At 69.1% G+C, this 19,228-nt stretch carries 16 protein-coding genes; 7 read left to right on the plus strand and 9 right to left on the minus strand.

Going from position 1 to position 19,228, the window contains the following annotated elements; genetic code table 11:
• Positions 1–69: 69 nt before the first annotated feature.
• The 4 genes from cydD to hisC form a co-directional block, all read right to left on the minus strand.
• Entirely contained in the window at positions 70–3,570 is a 3,501-nt protein-coding gene (cydD, locus tag ABT004_RS07120) for a thiol reductant ABC exporter subunit CydD (protein ID WP_351332132.1), read from the minus strand.
• A gap of 57 nt (positions 3,571–3,627) precedes the next feature.
• The gene (gene cydB, locus ABT004_RS07125) at positions 3,628–4,632 is read right to left on the minus strand and encodes a cytochrome d ubiquinol oxidase subunit II (RefSeq protein WP_351332134.1); all 1,005 of its coding nucleotides are present in this window, start codon (positions 4,630–4,632) and stop codon (positions 3,628–3,630) included.
• 13 nt (positions 4,633–4,645) lie between these two features.
• Positions 4,646–6,220, minus strand: a complete 1,575-nt coding sequence (locus tag ABT004_RS07130) for a cytochrome ubiquinol oxidase subunit I (RefSeq protein WP_351332136.1) — start codon at positions 6,218–6,220, stop codon at positions 4,646–4,648.
• Positions 6,221–6,423: 203 nt separating this feature from the next.
• Entirely contained in the window at positions 6,424–7,503 is a 1,080-nt protein-coding gene (gene hisC / locus ABT004_RS07135; RefSeq protein ID WP_351332139.1) for a histidinol-phosphate transaminase, read from the minus strand.
• Positions 7,504–7,869: 366 nt separating this feature from the next.
• Here hisC and ABT004_RS07140 point away from each other — a divergent pair, with 366 nt between their 5' ends.
• From ABT004_RS07140 to ABT004_RS07150, 3 genes are all read left to right on the plus strand, one after another.
• Positions 7,870–8,982, plus strand: a complete 1,113-nt coding sequence (locus ABT004_RS07140; RefSeq protein WP_351332142.1) for a LacI family DNA-binding transcriptional regulator — start codon at positions 7,870–7,872, stop codon at positions 8,980–8,982.
• Positions 8,983–9,201: 219 nt separating this feature from the next.
• Positions 9,202–10,278 carry a metallophosphoesterase gene (locus ABT004_RS07145; RefSeq protein WP_351332145.1) on the plus strand — a complete coding sequence of 359 codons (1,077 nt, stop codon included), beginning with the start codon at positions 9,202–9,204 and terminating at the stop codon, positions 10,276–10,278.
• A 182-nt stretch (positions 10,279–10,460) separates the two neighbouring features.
• Positions 10,461–11,285 carry a hypothetical protein gene (locus tag ABT004_RS07150; protein ID WP_351332148.1) on the plus strand — a complete coding sequence of 275 codons (825 nt, stop codon included), beginning with the start codon at positions 10,461–10,463 and terminating at the stop codon, positions 11,283–11,285.
• A 94-nt stretch (positions 11,286–11,379) separates the two neighbouring features.
• Here ABT004_RS07150 and thiC read toward each other — a convergent pair whose 3' ends face one another.
• Entirely contained in the window at positions 11,380–13,158 is a 1,779-nt protein-coding gene (gene thiC, locus ABT004_RS07155) for a phosphomethylpyrimidine synthase ThiC (protein ID WP_351332150.1), read from the minus strand.
• A gap of 235 nt (positions 13,159–13,393) precedes the next feature.
• Between thiC and ABT004_RS07160 the strand changes: the two genes are divergently transcribed.
• Positions 13,394–14,731: a YibE/F family protein gene (locus ABT004_RS07160; protein WP_351332153.1), complete on the plus strand. Its 1,338-nt coding sequence runs from the start codon at positions 13,394–13,396 to the stop codon at positions 14,729–14,731.
• Between the two features lie 77 nt (positions 14,732–14,808).
• On the opposite strand, the gene ABT004_RS07165 is transcribed toward ABT004_RS07160, so the two are convergent.
• The 4 genes from ABT004_RS07165 to ABT004_RS07180 all read right to left on the minus strand — a co-directional run bounded on the left by ABT004_RS07165 (position 14,809) and on the right by ABT004_RS07180 (position 17,075).
• Complete coding sequence (locus tag ABT004_RS07165; RefSeq protein WP_351332156.1) at positions 14,809–15,273, minus strand: SsgA family sporulation/cell division regulator; 465 nt, start codon at positions 15,271–15,273, stop codon at positions 14,809–14,811.
• Between the two features lie 101 nt (positions 15,274–15,374).
• The gene (locus ABT004_RS07170) at positions 15,375–16,154 is read right to left on the minus strand and encodes an IclR family transcriptional regulator (RefSeq protein ID WP_351332159.1); all 780 of its coding nucleotides are present in this window, start codon (positions 16,152–16,154) and stop codon (positions 15,375–15,377) included.
• Between the two features lie 196 nt (positions 16,155–16,350).
• Complete coding sequence (locus ABT004_RS07175) at positions 16,351–16,566, minus strand: DUF5326 family protein (protein ID WP_351332288.1); 216 nt, start codon at positions 16,564–16,566, stop codon at positions 16,351–16,353.
• Positions 16,567–16,757: 191 nt separating this feature from the next.
• On the minus strand, positions 16,758–17,075 hold the full coding sequence (locus ABT004_RS07180; RefSeq protein ID WP_351332162.1) for a cupin domain-containing protein: 318 nt from the start codon (positions 17,073–17,075) through the stop codon (positions 16,758–16,760).
• A gap of 47 nt (positions 17,076–17,122) precedes the next feature.
• Between ABT004_RS07180 and ABT004_RS07185 the strand changes: the two genes are divergently transcribed.
• From ABT004_RS07185 to ABT004_RS07195, 3 genes are read left to right on the plus strand one after another with little or no spacing between them, the layout of a single operon-like run.
• Positions 17,123–17,503, plus strand: coding sequence for a phage holin family protein (locus tag ABT004_RS07185; protein WP_351332165.1), 381 nt, complete (start codon positions 17,123–17,125; stop codon positions 17,501–17,503).
• Positions 17,504–17,515: 12 nt separating this feature from the next.
• The gene (locus tag ABT004_RS07190; RefSeq protein ID WP_351332168.1) at positions 17,516–18,010 is read left to right on the plus strand and encodes a low molecular weight protein-tyrosine-phosphatase; all 495 of its coding nucleotides are present in this window, start codon (positions 17,516–17,518) and stop codon (positions 18,008–18,010) included.
• The gene (locus ABT004_RS07195) at positions 18,007–19,152 is read left to right on the plus strand and encodes a cystathionine gamma-lyase (protein WP_351332171.1); all 1,146 of its coding nucleotides are present in this window, start codon (positions 18,007–18,009) and stop codon (positions 19,150–19,152) included. The genes ABT004_RS07190 and ABT004_RS07195 overlap by 4 nt, the downstream gene beginning before the upstream one ends.
• Positions 19,153–19,228: the final 76 nt, after the last annotated feature.

The following is a 19,228-nucleotide window of genomic DNA, read 5'->3' on the forward strand; positions in this document are numbered from 1 at the left end:
CGAGCCTAATTAGTGCCGATTGGCGAGGAAAGTCGGGATCCGGATGGGCGGAGGGGCCCAGGCGGTTCCTCAGCTTCCCGCGCCGGCCAGCGCCTCCGCCGCGCCCTCCCGGCGCCGCAGCTCCCGGAGCGGGCCGTCGACCGCGACGAGCTCGGCGTACGGGCCGCGCTGGGCGACCCGGCCCCCGTCGAGCACGAGCACCTCGTCCACGGCCTCAAGACCGGCGAGCCTGTGCGTGATCAACACCGTCGTCCGCCCCCGCGTGGCATCCAGGAGATCCGCGGTGAGCGCGTCCGCCGTCTCCAGATCGAGGTGTTCGGCGGGCTCGTCGAGCACGAGGACGGGGAAGTCGGCGAGCAGCGCGCGGGCGAGCGCGAGCCGCTGCCGCTGGCCGCCCGAGAGACGTGCGGCGTGCTCACCCACCAGGGTGTCGAGCCCGTCCGGCAGCGCCTGCGCCCACTCCCGAAGACGTACGCGGCCGAGTACCGCCCACAGCTCGTCCTCGCTGGCGCCCTTCTTGGCAAGCAACAGGTTCTCGCGGAGGCTGCTGTCGAAGAGGTGCGCATCCTGGGCGCACAGCCCGACGACGCGCCGGACCTCGTCGCCGTCGAGAGCCACCGCCTCGACACCGCCGAGCGTGTACGTCCCGGCGTCCGCGTCGAGGAAGCGCAGCAACACCTGGGCGAGAGTGGTCTTGCCGGACCCCGACGGCCCGACGACGGCGACGCGGCGGCCGCGCTCCAGCGTCAGATCGAGGCCGGCGAGCGCGTCCCGCTCCTGGCCCTCGTAGCGGGCGCTGAGGCCGCGCACGGCGAGCGGGAAGGGGTCCTGCGGCGCTTGTGCGGGCCGCTCGGGCTCCCGTACGGGTTCCGGCGCGTCCAGGACCTCATACACCCGCTCAGCGCTCTTGTGGACGCGCTGGCGGTGCTGCACGGCGAGCGGCAGGCCGAGCACCGCCTCGAACGCGGCGAGCGGGGTCAGGACGACGACCGCGAGGGACACCCCGTGGAGCTGTCCGGTGCGTACGCCCTGGATGCCGACGAGCGCGGCCGCCGCCACGGTCAGGCCGGTGATCAGCGCGGTCAGTCCGTCGCCGAGCGCGGTCGCGGTGGCGGCGCGGGAGGCGATCCGCGTCAGCACGGAGTCGGCCTCCGCGGCCTCCTGCGTACGTCGTGGCAGCGCGCCGGAGACCGTCAGTTCGGCGGTACCGGTGAGCAGTTCGGTGGCTTTCGTGGCGAGCTCCCCCCGCGCGGGGGCCAGCCTCCGCTCCGCACGCCGGGACACCGCGCCCGCCAACAGCGGCACTCCGACCCCGGCGAGCAGCAGCCCCACGGTGAGCACGGCGCCGGCGGCGGGCAACAGCCACGCGGTGAACGCCACCGACCCCACGCCCACCAGCGCGGCGGCCGACGCGGGCAACAGCCAGCGCAGCCAGTAGTCCTGAAGGGCGTCGACATCGGCGACGAGCCGGGAGAGCAGGTCGCCGCGCCGCGTCGTACGCAGCCCCGCCGGGGCGAGCCGCTCCAGGCGCCGGTACACGGCGACCCGGGTGTCGGCCAGCATCCGCAGCACCGCGTCGTGCGACACGAGCCGCTCCAGGTACCGGAAGATCGCCCGCCCGATGCCGAACGCGCGCGTGGCCGTGACCGCGACCATCAGGTACAGCACCGGCGGCATCTGCGAGGCGCGCGAGATCAGCCAGCCGGACGTCGCCATCAGGCCGACCGCGCTGCCGAGCGCGAGCGCGCCGAGCAGCAGGGCGAGGATGAGCCGGGAGTGGCGCGGCCTGGCGGCGGCGCGCAGCCGTGCGAGCACATGACGCCGGTCCACAGGCGCGTCGCCGCTCACCTCCACCGGAGCGGCTTCGACGGCACCGGCGAGGGCCTGCGCGGACGGGCTGCCCTGCGCGGCGCCACGCAGCTGCGCCGGCACCGCGCCAGGTGCCTCGATCCGTACGACCCGGTCCGCGACGGCGAGCAGGGCGGGACGGTGCACGACGAGCAGCACGGTCCGCCCCACGGCGAGCCTGCGCACGGCGTCGACGATGCCCGCCTCGGTCTCCCCGTCGAGCGCGGCCGTGGGCTCGTCGAGCAGCACGAACGGCCGGTCCGCGAGGAAGGCCCGTGCGAGCGCGAGCCGCTGGCGCTGCCCGGCGGAGAGCCCGGCGCCGTCCTCCCCGAGCACGCTCGCCACGCCCTCGGACAGCGCCTCGACGAACTCCAGCGCCCCGGCCTCCCGCAGCGCGGCGAGCACCGCGGCGTCATCGGCCCCGGGCCGCGCGAGCCGTACGTTGTCCGCGATCGAACCGGCGTACAGCTGCGGCCGCTGCGGAACCCACGCCACGCGCGCGTGCCACGCCTCGCGCGACATCTCGGCGAGGTCGACACCGCCGACGACGATCCGCCCACTACAGGGGCGTACAAAACCCAACAGGGCGCCGACCAGCGTCGACTTGCCCGCGCCACTAGGACCGACAAGGGCTACCGTCTCGCCCTCGGCGACCTTGAAGGAGACATCGGAGACCGCCTCCGAAGACCGCCCTTCGTAGCGAACAGAAACGCTTTCAAACCCGATTCCACCGGCCGAAGGGACACCCCGCGTGCCGTCCTCGGGCAGCGGTGACTCCAGAACCGCGAAGATCTCCTCCGCCGCGGCGAGCCCCTCGGCCGCCGCGTGGTACTGCGCGCCCACCTGCCGAAGCGGCAGATACGCCTCGGGCGCGAGCACCAGAATCACGAGCCCGATGTACAGATCCATCTCACCGTGCACGAGCCGCATGCCGATGGTCACGGCGACGAGCGCCACCGAGAGCGTGGCCAGCAACTCCAGCGCGAACGACGAGAGGAAGGCGATCCGCAGGGTGCGCATCGTCGCCCTGCGGTACTCGCCGGTGATCTTGCGGATGGACTCGGCCTGGGCCTTGGCACGACCGAACACCTTCAGGGTCGGCAGGCCCGCGACGACGTCCAAAAAGTGGCCCGAAAGGCGGGAGAGCAGCCGCCACTGGCGGTCCATCCGGGACTGGGTCGCCCAGCCGATCAGCATCATGAAGATCGGGATGAGGGGCAACGTGCCGACGATGATCGCCGCCGACACCCAGTCCTCGGTGACGACGCGGGCGAGCACCGCCACCGGGACCACCACCGCGAGCCCCAACTGCGGCAGATAGCGGGAGAAGTAGTCGTCGAGGGCGTCCACCCCGCGCGTCGCGAGCGCCACGAGCGACCCGGTGCGCTGCCCGCTCAACCACCCCGGACCGAGCCGCGAGGCCCGCTCCAACAGCCGCCTGCGCAGCTCCGACTTGACCGCCGCACTCGCCCGGTGCGCGGCCAGCTCGGTCAGCCAGGCCACGAGCCCACGCCCTGCCGCGACCGCCGTCAACAGCAGCAGCGGCGTGCGCAGTTCGGCCACGTCGAGGCCGTGCTGGAACGCGCCCACCACGACCTCGGCGATGAGCATCGCCTGCGCGATGACCAGGCCCGCCCCGGCGGCGCCCAGCACCACCACCGCGATCAGGAAGAGGCGAGAGGCCCGGCCGTACCGGAACAGACGCTGGTCGATCGGTTTCACGTGAAACACACCCTCACGTAGACGGGTTGAAGGAGCTCACTGCGCCCCTGAAGACGCTCAGTGCGCCTCGGCAGGCATGTGATTCGTGCCGAGCCGCTTGCGGAAGACCCAGTAGGTCCAGCCCTGGTAGAGCAGAACCAGCGGCGTCATGATCCCGGCGACCCAGGTCATCACCTTCAGCGTGTACGGACCCGAGGACGTGTTGTCGATCGTCAGGTTCCACGCCTCGTTGAGCGAGGACGGCATGACGTTCGGCGCCAGGGACAGGAAGATCACCGCCACCACCGCCGCGATCGCGATCCCGTTGAAGCTGAAGGCCCAGCCCTCGCGCCCCTTGGCGTTCATCACGAGCGTCCCGAGCAGCCCGATGACCGCCACGGCGAACGCCACCGCGGTCCACACCGTTCCGCGCTCGACCTGGATCCAGGCGAGGAACCCGCCGCCAAGGAGCACGGTGGCCACACCGGCCTTCGTCGCGAGCGCACGCGCCCGTCCCCGGATGTCGCCCTGCGTCTTCAAAGCCGTGAACACGGCGCCGTGCAGCGTGCACACGGCGGTGAAGGCAAGGCCGCCGAGCAGTCCCCACCAGGTCAGCAGGTCGCCGAACGAACCGGCGAAATCCTGATGGGAGTTGATCGGCACACCGTGCACCATGTCGGCGAACATCACGCCCCACAGGAACGGCAGCAGCAGCGAGGTGACGAAGAGCACCAGCTCCCAGTTGCGCTGCCAGCTCTCCTCCGGCCGCTTGTGCCGGTACTCGAAGGACAGCACCCGCACGATCAACAGCAGCAGCGCGAGCACGAGCAGCATGTAGAAGGCGCTGAAGAACGTCGCGTACCAGACGGGGAACGCGGCGAACATCGCGCCGGCCGCGGTGAGCAGCCAGACCTCGTTGCCGTCCCACACCGGCCCGATGATGTTGATCAGCACGCGCCGCTCGGTCCTGTCGCGCGCGAGAAGCCGCGTCAGGATGCCCACCCCGAAGTCGAAGCCTTCGAGGAAGAAGTAGCCGGTCCACAGAACGGCGATCAGAAGGAACCAGAAGTCGTTGAGGCCCATGGCGTTTCTCCTCTCAGTACGCGAAGGTCATTGGCTTGTCGGCGTCGTCGTCATCGGAGTCGTCCCCCGAAGGACCACGCAGCTTCGGGTCCTTGGTGGGCGGTTCCTCGTCCGTGTCGGGACCCTTGACGGCGTACTTCTTCATCAGCCGTACGTTGATCCAGAACAGCACCGCGTACAGCAGGGTCAGAGCGGTCAGCGAGATCGCCATCTCGGTCTGACTGACGCCGGGGGAGACCGAGTCCGCGGTCTTGAACAGGCCGAAGACGGCCCAGGGCTGGCGGCCCATCTCGGTGAAGATCCAGCCGATGGAGTTGGCGATGAAGGGGAAAATCAGCGAGGCCATGCCGACCCGCCAGCCCCACTTGGTGACGGTCGGGCCGAGTTCCTTCTTGTTGGTGAGCATCAGCTTGGGGATTTCGTCCTCACCCCTTCGATGCTCGGGCAGCAGCCATCGCCTCTTGCGGGTCAGCCAGAATCCGGCGCCCGCGGCGACGGCGGCGGTGAGCCCGATGCCGATCATCAGGCGGAAGCCCCAGAAGGTGACGAAGATGTTGGGGACGTAGTCCTCGGGCTGGCCGCCGTACTTCTCGGCCTCGGCCTTGGCGGTCTCGTGGATGCCGGGGACACAGCTGGTGAAGTTGTCGTCGGCCAGGAAGGAGAGCAGGCCCGGAAGCTCTATCTCGGCGGAGTTGTGGCCCTTGTTCACGTTGCCGATGGCGAAGATGGAGAACGGCGCGGGGCATTCGGTGTCCCAGAGCGCCTCGGCCGAGGCCATCTTCATCGGCTGCTGCTTGAACATCACCTTGGCCAGCTGGTCGCCGGAGAGGGCGACCAGGACGCCCGCGATCATCGCGGTGACCAGGCCGATCCGGAGCGAGCTGCGCAGCGTGACGATCCGCTTCCGGTCGACCTGCTCACCGGCGTCCTTCTGCTTCTTGATCTTCCAGAGCAGGAAGCTGGCGATGCCGATCATGAAGGCTCCGCCGGTCAGGAAGGCGGAGGAGACCGTGTGCGAGAACTGGACGACCGCGGTGTTCTGGAAGAGCACGTGCCAGATGTCGTTGAGACGGGCCACGCCCGTCTTGCTGTCGATCTCGTAGCCGACCGGGTGCTGCATCCAGGAGTTGGCCGCCAGGATGAAGTAGGCCGAGGCGAGCGTGCCGATCGACACCATCCACATGCAGGCGCAGTGGATCTTCTTCGGCAGCTTGTCCCAGCCGAAGATCCACAGCCCGATGAAGGTGGACTCGAAGAAGAAGGCGATCAGCGCCTCCATCGCGAGCGGGGCGCCGAAGACGTCCCCGACGAACTTCGAGTAGTCCGACCAGTTCATGCCGAACTGGAACTCCTGCACGAGACCGGTGGCGACACCGATCGCGATATTGATCAGGAAAAGCTTCCCCCAGAACTTCGTGGCGTGGAAGTACTTCTCCTTGCCCGTGCGCACCCATGCCGTCTCCAGGCCCGCCGTGAGCGCGGCAAGAGAGATCGTCAGCGGGACGAACAGGAAGTGGTAGACGGTGGTGATGCCGAACTGCCATCGCGCCAGGGTCTCCGGTGCGAGGGCGATCGTTGTCGGGTCCACTGCGTCTTCTCCTTACCTCGCCGTGGTCACAGCGGCAGCTTGCCCCTTTAATCCCACAAATCCCGGGAGGAACCGGGACACGCTTGTGAACGCGTTCACATTCACAAGCATTATGTCGTACTGGTTGTCGGCATACGAAGGGGGGTCCCCCGTTATTTCGGGAGACCCCTGTCACTACGATCCACGCGCCAACGCGCGGTGCTCTACAGCTCCTTGCGGAACTCCTCGGCCGTCCGCAGGAAGATGTCGTTGGCCTCGGTCTCCGCGACCGTGGTCCGCACACCCTCACCCGCGAACGGCCGCACGACCACGCCCGCCCGCTCACAGGCCGCCGCGAAGTCCGTCGTCTTCTCCCCCAGGCGCAGCCACACGAAGTTGGCCTGCGTCTCGGGCACCGTCCAGCCCTGCGCCCGCAGCCCCTCGACGACCCGCGTGCGCTCGGTCACCAACGAGCCGACCCGGCCGAGCAGCTCGTCCTCGGCGCGCAGCGAGGCGACCGCCGCGTCCTGCGCGAGCTGGCTCACACCGAAGGGCACCGCCGTCTTGCGCAGCGCCGCGGCGACCGGATCGTGCGCGATGGCGAAACCCACGCGGAGCCCCGCGAGTCCGTACGCCTTCGAGAAGGTCCGCAGCACCGCCACGTTCGGCCGGTCCCGGTAGACCTCGACGCCGTCCGGCACCTCGGGATCGCGGATGAACTCGCGGTACGCCTCGTCGAGGACCACCAGGACATCGGAGGGCACCCGGTCGAGGAACCGTTCCAGCTCGGCCCGGCGGATGGCATTGCCCGTGGGGTTGTTGGGGTTGCAGACGAAGATGAGGCGCGTGCGGTCGGTGATCGCGTCGACCATGGCGTCCAGGTCGTGGTCCTCGCTCGCCGTGAGCGGCACCTGCACCGACTTCGCGCCGCTGATCTGCGTGATGATCGGGTACGCCTCGAAGGACCGCCACGGGTAGATGACCTCGTCGCCCGGCCCCGCGGTCGCCTGGAGCAGCTGCTGCGCGACACCGACCGAGCCGGTCCCCGTGGCCAGATGCGCGAGGGGCACACCGAAACGGTCGGAAAGCTCGTTCATCAGGCCGGTGCACGCCATGTCCGGGTAGCGGTTGAAGGTCCCGGCGGCCGCGATCGTCTGCTCCATCACTCCGGGCAGCGGAGGATACGGGTTCTCGTTGGAGGACAGCTTGTACGCCACTGGCCCCCCGGCAGCGGCCGGCTTGCCGGGCTTGTAGGCAGGGATCCCCGCCAGCTCCGCACGCAGCTTGGGGTTGATCTCGCTCACCGCAGTCCTCCTTGTGGGCACCGTTCCAATACTGCTCACCTTAAGAGGATTCGCCACGCTCCCCAACGGCCCGGGTCCCGCCCCTCCCCAAGGCGCGCGGAGAGGGGGGAGCGCTCCTCGCCCTGGCGCGCGCCGGTGGCTCGCGCCGTGGCGCGCATCACCCGTGAAGGTGAGTTGAGACCTACTCGCAACATCGCCGACTTGGCAGGCCCATGCGTGACGACAAGCGAAGTGCCATAGTGGAACCCTTCAACTCCCTTTTATTTAAAGGTTGATGATGGGTAATCACCTTGCAGAAACGTGCCTGTCAACGCCTGCATATGCACCCCCACCATGCAGCCGAATGAGCCCTACTATCGGCTCGCCATGACAGCAGCAGGGAAGCACCAGGTGAGCCGGGCAGAGACGCCCCGCAAGGGCACCCGGCCGAGCCGGGCAGGTATCAGAGATGTTGCCGCAGCCGCCGGGGTCTCGATCACGACTGTGTCCGATGCGCTCAACGGTAAGGGCCGGCTCCCGGACGCCACCCGAAGCCACGTCCGCGAGGTCGCCGAACGGTTGGGCTATCGCCCCTCCGCGGCCGCTCGCACGCTCCGTACCGGGAAATCGGGCCTCATCGGCCTGACCGTGACGACGTACGGGGATGAACCTTTCACCTTCACAGAATTCGCGTACTTCGCCGAGATGGCGCGCGCCGCCACCTCCGCCGCGCTCGCCCGCGGGTACGCCCTCGTCATCCTGCCCGCCACCTCACGCCATGACGTCTGGTCGAACGTCGCACTCGACGGCACCGTCGTCATCGACCCCTCCGACCACGATCCGGTCGTCACCGAGCTGGTCCGTCAGGGCCTGCCCGTCGTCTCCGACGGACGTCCCGCGGGCACCCTGCCCGTGACCGCCTGGGTCGACAACGACCACGAGGCCGCCGTGCTCGGCATCCTCGACCACCTGGCCGAGTCCGGCGCCCGCCGCATCGGCCTGCTGACCGGCACCACCACCGACACGTACACGCACCTCTCCACCTCGGCGTATCTGCGCTGGTGCGAGCGCATCGGACAGGAACCGGTCTACGAGTCGTACCCCGCGCACGACCCGTGCGCGGGCGCCGTCGCAGCCGACCGGCTGCTCGCCCGGCCCGACCGCCCCGACGCGGTCTACGGCCTCTTCGATCCCAACGGCACCGATCTGCTCGCGGCCGCGCGCCGCTACGGGCTACGCGTCCCGGACGATCTGCTGCTGGTGTGCTGCAGCGAGTCGACCGTCTACGCGAATACGGAACCGCCCATCACCACCCTCTCGCTCAAACCGCGGCGGATCGGGACGTCCGTCGTGCAGCTCCTCATCGACGCCATCGAGGGGCTCGACTCCGACCAGCCGGTCGAGCAGGTGATGCCGACGGAACTCATCGTGCGGACCTCGTCCCACCGACGCCCACACCGCACCACGGTCAGCCCTCCCCGCTCTCCGGGACAGGGCTGACCGCCCCCGACCGCCCCCTCCATCTGCTCCACCGAAGAGAAAAGTCCACACCAATTCGGGAGAAATGCACGGCGATCAGCCGCCCGTCACCGATTCACCACCCCTGGTGCATCACACAGCGCGAGCCGCATTCCTATGATGGGCGCACGACACCGCGGGCCGCTGCGACCAGGCAGTCCGATACGGTGCACAGGCGGCGCAATGGTGGTGGAGGGGTCGATGACTCAGGGGGCCGGTCTGGGATCCGCAGCGGACACGGAGACGCTGCGCGACTTCCGTGTTCCCGCGTACGTCCATGACGTACCGGCGAACGTGCAGCCGACGGACCCCGACGTCGCCCCGCCCGGCGCCGAGAATCCCGAGGATCATCCCGTCGGTTACACGCCGACCGAGCGCGATCTGCCGGTCATCGACCAGGGCGACACCGTCCGGATCGAGGCGGCGCAGCCCGCGCCCACGGGGGACGAGGGCCTCGGCCCGCTGTACGTCGTCGGCGATGTGCACGGCTACCTCGACGAGCTGCTCGCCGCGCTCCGCGAGCAGGGCCTGATCGACGCGGAGGGCGAGTGGGCGGCGGGCACCGCGCGCCTGTGGTTCCTCGGAGACTTCACCGACCGCGGGCCCGACGGGATCGGCGTCATCGACCTCGTCATGCGGCTGTCCGCGGAGGCGGCGGCAGCGGGCGGCTACTGCAAGGCGCTCATGGGCAACCACGAGCTGCTGCTGCTCGGCGCGAAGCGGTTCGGCGACACGCCCGTGAACTCGGGCGCGGGCACCGCCACGTTCCAGGCGGCCTGGTTGCTCAACGGCGGGCAGAAGGCCGACATGGACCGCCTCCAGGACGTGCACCTGCAGTGGATGTCCCGGCTCGACGCGATCGAGATCGAGGACGACCACCTGCTCACGCACTCGGACACCACCGCGTATCTCGACTACGGCGATTCCATCGAGGCCGTCAACGACACGGTGCGCGAGACCCTCACGCGCAATGACGCGGACGAGTGCTGGGACCTGTTCCGCAAGTTCACCAAGCGGTTCGCGTTCAAGGACGAGGAGTCGGGACCCGGCGCGGTGCGGCAGCTCCTCGACGCCTTTGGCGGCTCGCGCATCGTGCACGGCCACAGCCCGATCCCGTATCTGCTCGGCGAGGTCGGTGGTGAGGACGGCGACAGCGAGGCCGGCAGGCCCCCCGTCGAGGGCCCGCATGTGTACGCGAACGGCCTGGCCATCGCCATGGACGGCGGCGTAACCATGGCCGGAAAACTGCTCGTCCAGCAACTCCCCATGGATATCTGAGACTTCGCGGGGCAGACGCGAAAGCGGAGGATCCGACCGGCCGCCCGGCCAATTTCCGGAAACCCCCTGTCACCGCGTGCCGTGACAGCTCTACCATCGGCTTATCCGTAGCAGGCTCCCCTCCGTTTCTGCCCGACGGCTCGCACCCATGCGGGCCACCAAGCCCTACGGAGCATCGGGGGATGCACATGAACAGCGCTCCGCATTTGCTGAACGAGGACCGTCCAGAGTTCGAGCGGCTCCTCGATGACGCGCTGCGTACCGCACCGAATCGGCCTGAACTCGCCGCAGTGGGCCGGCGGCTCAACCCCGAACAGCTGCGCACCATGGCGCTCGGCGCCGCCGCCCTGATCAACACGGCGGCCGCCGACGAGTACCAGCGCTACGTCAAGGTCCGCGAGGAACTGCGCTCCACGCCGCGGCTCCTGCGTCCGCTACGCGAAGGAGGCAACTCCAGCGGGGAGAGCACGGGTCCGGGCGTCGCCGCGGTCGCCGTCGTGCTCGTCCCGGTCCTGGCCGGGACCGCGGCCCTGATCTTCCTGATCGTCGGCTACGTCCTGAGCATGCTCAACCCGGTTCCGGGCTTCGCCAGGACCCTGCGCACCTTCGGCTGGGTCTTCGGCGCGATCACCGCGGCGAGCATCCTCGTCGCGGCCGTCTGCCTGCTGATCGCGGCGCTGCGCAATGGCTCGACGTCGCTCCAGGCGAGCGCGCACGGCGAGGCGAGCGAGGAAGTGAAGCAGGCCAGGGAGGCCTGGCGCGTCGCGCTCCTGGACCGGGGCATCCTGCCGTTCCTGCGGGACGCCCTGGCGGATCCCTCGGCGGGCGGCGGCTCGCACCTCGGGGGCCGCGGCGGCTCCGGCGGGCGCATGCCGCAACTCGGCTACAACAGGCCGGGGTTCAGCAGCCCCGACGGCGGCGGCACGGCCACGGGCCAGCGCGCCGGCTATTCGAGCCCGGACTTCTCCAGCCCGGACTTCGGCGGCCCGGACCACCAGCCGGACTGACCCTCCGGTGGCCGCCTGGCCGCGACGGACACTGGGCCCCTCGCGCACGAGGGGCCCCACCGTCACGCGGTCATGCCGTCACGGCTTCACGCGGTCAGTCGGCGATCGGCAGATACACGCGGTTGCCGGCCTGCGCGAACTCCTTCGACTTCTGCTCCATGCCCTCCTCGATCTCCGAGGACGTGCTGCCGTGCTCGCGCCGGATGTCCTGCGAGATCTTCATCGAGCAGAACTTCGGCCCGCACATCGAGCAGAAGTGCGCCGTCTTCGCGGGCTCCGCCGGCAGCGTCTCGTCGTGGAACTCCCGCGCCGTGTCCGGGTCGAGGGCCAGGTTGAACTGGTCCTCCCACCGGAACTCGAACCGTGCGTCGGAGAGCGCGTCGTCCCAGGCCTGCGCGTCCGGGTGGCCCTTGGCGAGGTCCGCCGCATGCGCCGCGATCTTGTACGTGATGACGCCGGTCTTCACGTCGTCCCGGTTGGGCAGGCCCAGGTGCTCCTTCGGTGTGACGTAGCAGAGCATCGCCGTGCCCCACCAGGCGATCATCGCGGCGCCGATCCCGGACGTGATGTGGTCGTACGCCGGGGCGACATCGGTGGTCAGCGGGCCGAGCGTGTAGAACGGCGCCTCCTCGCAGATCTCCTGCTGGAGGTCGATGTTCTCCTTGATCTTGTGCATCGGGACGTGACCCGGGCCCTCGATCATCGTCTGCACATGGTGGCGCTTGGCGATGGAGTTCAGCTCACCGAGCGTCCGCAGCTCCGCGAACTGCGCCTCGTCGTTGGCGTCCGCGATGCAGCCGGGACGCAGGCCGTCGCCGAGCGAGTACGTGACGTCGTACGCCGCGAGGATCTCGCAGAGCTCCTCGAAGTGCTCGTAGAGGAAGCTCTCCCTGTGGTGCGCGAGGCACCACGCGGCCATGATCGAGCCACCGCGGGAGACGATGCCGGTCTTGCGGTCGGCGGTCATCGGGACGAACGGGAGGCGGACGCCCGCGTGGACCGTCATGTAGTCCACGCCCTGCTCGGCCTGCTCGATGACCGTGTCCTTGTAGATCTCCCAGGTCAGTTCCTCGGCCCTGCCGTCGACCTTTTCGAGCGCCTGGTAGAGCGGCACGGTGCCGATCGGGACGGGGGAGTTGCGCAGCACCCATTCACGCGTGGTGTGGATGTTGCGGCCGGTGGAGAGGTCCATGACCGTGTCGGCGCCCCACTTGCTCGCCCAGGTCATCTTGTCCACCTCCTCCTCGATGGAGCTCGTCACGGCCGAGTTGCCGATATTGGCGTTGACCTTCACCAGGAAACGCTTGCCGATGATCATCGGCTCGATCTCCGGGTGGTTGACGTTCGCGGGCAGCACGGCCCGGCCCGCCGCGATCTCCTCACGCACGACCTCCGGCGCGACGTTCTCCCGGATGGCCACGTACTCCATCTCCGGGGTGATCTCCCCCCGGCGTGCGTACGCGAGCTGGGTCACGGCCCGTCCGTCCCGGCCGCGGCGCGGCTGGCGCGGGCGGCCGGGGAAGACGGCGTCGAGATTCTTCAGCCCCCCGCCGCGCGGCGACGTGTGCTTGATGCCGTCGTCCTCGGGACGGGCGGGGCGACCCGCGTACTCCTCGGTGTCGCCGCGGGCGATGATCCAGTTCTCCCGCAGCGGCGCGAGACCGCGGCGGACATCGGTGTCGACGGTCGGGTCGGTGTACGGACCTGAGGTGTCGTACAACGTCACCGACTGCCCATTGGTGAGGTGCACTTGACGGACCGGCACCTGGAGGTCGGGGCGCGAGCCCCTGATGTACCCCTTGTGCCAGCCGATGGACTGGCCGGCCTCCGCGGTCGAGCTGGAGGCAGGCGTGTGCGCGTCCGTTGTGGTCATGAGACCTACTCCCTACGCCGGCATTACCCGGTAACAGGTTCAGCGGTCGACGCAGCGATATCCGTCCCCTGGTCGCGCAACTCCACGCTGTTTCACGTGAAACGCGCTGGGACGAAGGTCAGCGCCCTCTCAGCCCGGTGCTCCGAGCTCCCGCGATGGCAAAAGCGCCTCCACGCTAACGTGGCGTACGCCGCGTTGAACAGAGGGCCCCCTCCGTTCTTGCGATGATCTGGCGGTGACCACCAGCCAGCAGCCCCCAGCTCCGCCGTCCCACCCGCCGCATGGGCACTCCCACAGCCACGGTCCAGCGGCGCCTGTCTCGCGGCACCTGCGCAAAGTGATCGCGGCCGTCCTGATCCCGTTCTCGGTCGCGGTCGTGGTGGGTCTCGCGGTGCTCTGGCCGGGCGGCGCACCGCCGCACGAGCGCAGCGGTGTCGGCTTCGACCGGCAGACGCAGCAGGCCACGGTCACCCGGGTCGCACAGGTCGACTGCTCGTCCGTGCACGCCCAGGGGCAGAGCCCGACCGGGGACGCCACAGCGCAGCAGGGCACCACAGGCAAGCAGAATCCTGGTGGCACCTGTGAAAACGCGACGATCCGGATCGACGGCGGCAAGGACAAGGGCCGCACGTTCACCGAGGTCGTACAGCCGGATTCACCGCGGCAGTTGCACGAGGGCCAGAAGGTGATCGCCGCCTACGCGCCGGACGCGCCCAAGGACCTGCAGTACTCGGTCACCGATGTGAACCGCAAGGTTCCGATGGTCCTGCTGGCCGGAATCTTCGCCCTGGCCGTGGTCGTGGTGGGCCGGATGCGCGGCGTCATGGCCCTCGTCGCGCTCGCGGTCAGTTTTCTGGTGCTGACGCTCTTCATCCTCCCCGCGATTCTGCAGGGGTCGAACCCCCTGGTCGTCGCGGTGGTCGGAGCCAGCGCGATCATGCTGATCGCGCTCTACATGTGTCACGGCCTGACGGCCAGAACCTCCGTCGCCGTGCTCGGCACCCTCGTCTCTCTGCTGCTGATCGGCCTGTTGGGTTCGCTGTTCATCGGCTGGGCGGCCCTGACGGGCAATACCGACGACAACACGGGGCTGATCCACGGCCTGTACCCGGACATCGACATGAGCGGTCTACTGCTCGCCGGCGTCATCATCGGTTCGCTCGGCGTGCTCGACGATGTGACGGTCACACAGACCTCTGCCGTGTGGGAGCTGCACGAGGCGAACCCGACGCTGGGCCGACGCGCCCTGTACCGGGCGGCGATCCGCATCGGCCGCGACCACATCGCGTCCGTCGTCAACACGCTCGTCCTGGCTTACGCGGGGGCGGCGCTGCCGCTGCTGCTGCTCTTCTCCATCGCGCAGAGCAGCGTCGCCGACGTGGCCAACAGTGAGCTGGTGGCCGAGGAGATCGTGCGTACGCTGGTCGGCTCGATCGGCCTCGTCGCCTCGGTGCCGGTGACCACCGCACTGGCCGCGCTCGTGGTCTCCGCCGACCGCCCGGAGACACGGGAGCCCGCGAAGGACGCTCCCGCTCCTGGACGCGGTGGCCGAGGCCGGCGGCGTAAACGCTGAAAGGCGCGGAACTGCTCGGGTGCACCGCGCTGCTGAAGCGTTACCTCTGATCCGGTGTCGTGCGAGCCGCTGGGGAGTCAGCCCGCACTCTGCTCCTCGGCGAGGATCCGGTCGAGAGCCTCGTCGAGGTCGGACTCGAAGTCCACGCCCGACTCCTCGTGGCCCAGCGGGACGAGCTTGTCCGTCCGGTCGAGGAACGCGATGAGCGGTGCGACCCCGGCCCGGAACAGGGCCTGATCCGCACCGACCTGGAGTCTGATGTGCACCTCTCCCGGCATCTCGCCGACGGCGCCACCCACCAGCTCCACCGGTGTGACCTGTACATCCCCTTCGCCGCTGGCCCCGTTGACCCCGTCGACGAGGAGTTCCCGGCCGAACGCCCAGGTCACGGGCGCGTCTCCGGGGAGATGGAAGGTCAGCCGCACGGCGTAGGGATCGGTGGACTCGTACCGGAGCTCCACCGGAATGCGGAACGAGAGCTCCTCGGAGACGAGGAAGCTCATCATGACCTCTGCTTGGACTGCTTGTACCGACTCGCGCATCGCCTACCCCGTCAACTTGCCGTCGATTGGCCAGGAAACTACCTCCCTGCCACTGCTGGCATCTTGCTCAACGTACACACGGGATCACAAGGAGTGAGTTTTCAAATGCTGATAGAGAAGGCGAGTGTTCCTACAAGCTTGCCGATCTCGTGCTGCAACTGCCGTGCTGTGGGCAGCAGTTGCTCCGCCTGATGGGAAGGGAGAGAAATGGCCAAAGTTGCCGCGGCCGACCCGATCGTCAGCGGAAACGCGGCGCAGGCCGCACCCAGCGCGTACTCCTGACGCTCGACGAGCGGTTCCATGCGGCCCACCCGGTTCAACTTCCGTAGCAACGCACGGTCGTCCCGGACCGAATACGGAGTGATGGGCTGCACGGGGTAGCGGTCGAGATGGTCCTTGCGGGCCCCCTCGTCGAGCTGGGAGAGCAGACACTGGCCGATGGCGTGGGCATGGCCGGTCTCCCGGAAGTCGGCCCACTCCTCGACGGCCGGATTGGACGAGGAGTCGGCGACGGCGACGAGCTCGATCTCGCCGTCCCGGTAGACCGCGAAATAGACCGGGACGCCGATGGTGTCGCGCCAGTGCCGGAGCGCGTCGGTGATCATGCCGCGACGATTCTGCTGTGCTCCGCTGCTGCTCAAACGCTCGGCGGCGGCACCGAATACGAAGACGCCGTTCTCCCGGCGGAGATATCCCTCATGGGCCAGCGTGCGCAGCAGGTGGTACGCGGTGGGAAGGGCGAGGCCGGCTTCCCGCGCGAGTTGCTTGGCCGGCGCCCCGTCGTCATGGGAAGCGACCGCCTCGAGCAGTCGCATGGCCCGCTGTACGGAGCCGATGAGTGTCTGCGGGGCGGCGGCGGGTGCGGTATCGACCGTGGCCAAGGTTCACTCCCGATGCGCGTGGGGAACCCCCGCGTGTTCGAGGCTCGCAGGGGGCTAAAGCCATCGAATTCCGGACTCTAACCCTTGGCCACCGATTGGCGCCCGCCGCGCAAGGAAACTTCCCCCGGTCGTGCGAAAGGTCGCGCGACGCAACGACCGGGACCCGCACACAAGTGCGTGCGGCCTCAGTGCGGCCTCACCAGTCGCGGCTCCGCGACGACGAACCGACCAGGAACTTCCGCACTACGTAGATGAGTCCACCCACCAGAGCGGCGAACACGAGCACCTTGAACAGCAGGCCGATCACAAAGCCGACGACGCTCGCGATCAGACCGCCGAACACGACGATGGCGATGACCGGCACCGCGACCCACTTCACCCACCACGGCATGTCCGCGAATATCTCTCGCACTGCCATCGCTCCTTCGTTGTCTCTTCGATACTGCTGCTTCGATTACTGCTGCTTCGAGCTTCTGCTGCCTCGAGCTTCTGCTTCGATGTTGGCACGTCGCAGGCCCGCGCGGGCCTGTCCGATCCCTTGTCCTCCCCTGACCCGACCCTTAGGGAACCCCGAGGTGCGGCCCGCCCGTGAGGCCGACCCCCTCAGCCCTCCGGAGGCGAGAAGACGACGAGGACGCGCAGGTCCTCGCTGATGTGGTGGAACTTGTGCGCGACACCGGCCGGCACGTACACCACGCTGCCCCGGGCGACCTGAGTGGTCTCCATGCCGACGGTGATCGAACCGTGCCCGCTGACCACCAGGTAGACCTCGTCCTGGTTGTGCGGCTGCTGCGGGTCCTGCGTGCCCGCGTCGAGTGCGTACAGCCCGACCGACATATTGCGCTCCCGCAGGAACTGCAGATACGCCCCGTCGTTGGCGGCCCTCTCCGCCTCGAGCTCATCCAACCGGAACGACTTCATCGCCCTCTCCACCCCTGTCACCAGTCACGTCTGCCACGATCAGACACATGATGAATTTCCTAGTCAAGACGCTCGCCAACGCGGGAGCCCTGGCCGTCGCGGTCTGGGTGCTCGACAAGATCACCCTCACCGGCGACAGCACCGGCAAGAAGATCGGCACGCTGGTCCTCGTCGCCCTCATCTTCGGCCTGGTCAATGTGATCGTGAAGCCGATCGTAAAGCTCCTGACCTTCCCGCTGTTCATCCTCACGCTCGGCCTGATCACGCTGATCGTGAACGCCCTGATGCTGCTGCTGACGTCGTGGCTGGCCGACCAGGTGGACCTGAGCTTCCACGTCGACGGCCTCTGGACCGCGATCCTCGGCGGCCTGATCGTGTCGATCGTCTCCTGGGCGCTGAACGTCGTACTGCCCGACGGCAAGGACTGAGAGCGTCAGAGGATGACCTACCGCGTCTGTTTCGTCTGCACCGGCAACATCTGCCGCTCGCCCATGGCCGAGCACGTCTTCCGCGCCCGCGTCGAGGAGGCGGGGCTCGACGGCCTCGTCGAGGTCGACAGCGCGGGCACCGACGGCTGGCACGAGGGCGACGGCGCCGACCCGCGCACCGTCCGCGTCCTCACCGAGAACGGCTACGGCTCCGAGCACACGGCCCGCCGGTTCCACCGCGACTGGTTCGCCCGCCTCGACCTGGTCGTCGCACTCGACCACGGCCATCTGCGGACACTGCGCCGCCTGGCGTCGACACCCGAGGACGCCGAGAAGGTGCGGCTGCTGCGTTCCTACGATGCCGGGGCCGCCGCCTCGGACCTGGAAGTCCCCGATCCGTACTACGGCGATCTGGGAGGCTTCGAGGAGTGCCTGAAGCTGGTCGAGGCGGCCTCCGACGGCCTTCTCGTATCCGTACGCGAAGCAGTGGAGGGACGGGTCGCATGACGGAGCGCTCAGCACTGGAGCCGGGAGACGGCACGCGGGCGGTCCGGGCGGGTCTGCCCGAACCGGTCAAGAACGAACCGACCCTGCCGGGGCCGGTGTTCGCCGCACACTTCCACTTGCCCGGCGATGTGTCGGGGCCCTATGCGTACGGCCGCGACGAGAACCCGACGTGGACGCATCTCGAGCGCGCCATCAACGAGTTGGAGGCTCCGGGGCGCTCCGGTGTGGAGACGCTGGCCTTCGCCTCCGGCATGGCGGCGATCTCCGCGGTCCTCTTCTCGCAGCTCCGCGCCGGTGACGCGGTGGTCCTGCCGGCCGACGGCTACCAGGTCTTCCCGCTCGTCCGCGAGCAACTCACGGCGTACGGAATCGAGGTGCGGACCGCACCGACCGGCGGTGACGCGCAGCTCGACGTGCTCGACGGGGCGCGCCTGCTGTGGCTGGAGACGCCGTCCAACCCCGGCCTCGACGTCTGCGACATCCGGCGCCTCGCCGACGCCGCCCACGCGCACGGGGCGCTCGTCGCGGTGGACAACACGCTCGCGACGCCGCTCGGGCAGCGCCCGTTGGAGCTCGGCGCGGACTTCGCGGTGGCCAGCGGCACCAAGCAGCTCACGGGTCACGGCGATGTCCTGCTCGGCTACGTCGCGTGCGCCGACGCCGAGTTGGTCGCCTCGGTGAAACGCTGGCGCAAGATCGTCGGGGCGATTCCGGGGCCGATGGAGGCCTGGCTCGCGCACCGGTCCCTCGCCACGCTCGAGCTGCGCGCCGAGCGGCAGAGCGCCAACGCACTGGCCGTGGCGCACGCCCTACTGGCACGCGCGGACGTCTCCAGGGTGCGCCATCCCGGTCTGCCCGACGATCCGTCCCACCGCGTCGCCGCAGGTCAGATGCGGCGCTTCGGCTGTGTGGTCGCCTTCGAGCTGCCCTCGCGCGTCCGGGCCGAGCGGTTCCTGGAAGCCCTGACCCTGGTGGACGACGCGACGAGCTTCGGCGGCGTACGGTCCACTGCCGAGCGGCGCGGGCGCTGGGGCGGGGATGCCGTCACCGAGGGCTTCATCCGCTTCTCAGCGGGCGCCGAGAACACCGAGGACCTGGTGGCGGACGTGCTGCGGGCGCTGGACGAGGCCCACGACGGGTGAGTTCACCACGCGGCCGGAACGGGCCCTAGGGTCCTTCTGACGGACCAGGCTGGATGCGGGAGGCCTCTCCATTCGG

This window comes from Streptomyces sp. NPDC002790 (assembly GCF_040295505.1).
In the GTDB taxonomy this organism is placed as follows: Bacteria; Actinomycetota; Actinomycetes; order Streptomycetales; family Streptomycetaceae; genus Streptomyces.

Bases quoted from the DNA above. Each gene is read 5' to 3' on its own strand.
- cydB (WP_351332134.1), bottom strand. From the start codon at position 4,632: ATGGGCCTCAACGACTTCTGGTTCCTTCTGATCGCCGTTCTGTGGACC.
- ABT004_RS07140 (WP_351332142.1), top strand. From the start codon at position 7,870: ATGACAGCAGCAGGGAAGCACCAGGTGAGCCGGGCAGAGACGCCCCGC.
- ABT004_RS07145 (WP_351332145.1), top strand. From the start codon at position 9,202: ATGACTCAGGGGGCCGGTCTGGGATCCGCAGCGGACACGGAGACGCTG.
- ABT004_RS07150 (WP_351332148.1), top strand. From the start codon at position 10,461: ATGCACATGAACAGCGCTCCGCATTTGCTGAACGAGGACCGTCCAGAG.
- thiC (WP_351332150.1), bottom strand. From the start codon at position 13,158: ATGACCACAACGGACGCGCACACGCCTGCCTCCAGCTCGACCGCGGAG.
- ABT004_RS07165 (WP_351332156.1), bottom strand. From the start codon at position 15,273: ATGCGCGAGTCGGTACAAGCAGTCCAAGCAGAGGTCATGATGAGCTTC.
- ABT004_RS07180 (WP_351332162.1), bottom strand. From the start codon at position 17,075: ATGAAGTCGTTCCGGTTGGATGAGCTCGAGGCGGAGAGGGCCGCCAAC.
- ABT004_RS07185 (WP_351332165.1), top strand. From the start codon at position 17,123: ATGATGAATTTCCTAGTCAAGACGCTCGCCAACGCGGGAGCCCTGGCC.
- ABT004_RS07190 (WP_351332168.1), top strand. From the start codon at position 17,516: ATGACCTACCGCGTCTGTTTCGTCTGCACCGGCAACATCTGCCGCTCG.
- ABT004_RS07195 (WP_351332171.1), top strand. From the start codon at position 18,007: ATGACGGAGCGCTCAGCACTGGAGCCGGGAGACGGCACGCGGGCGGTC.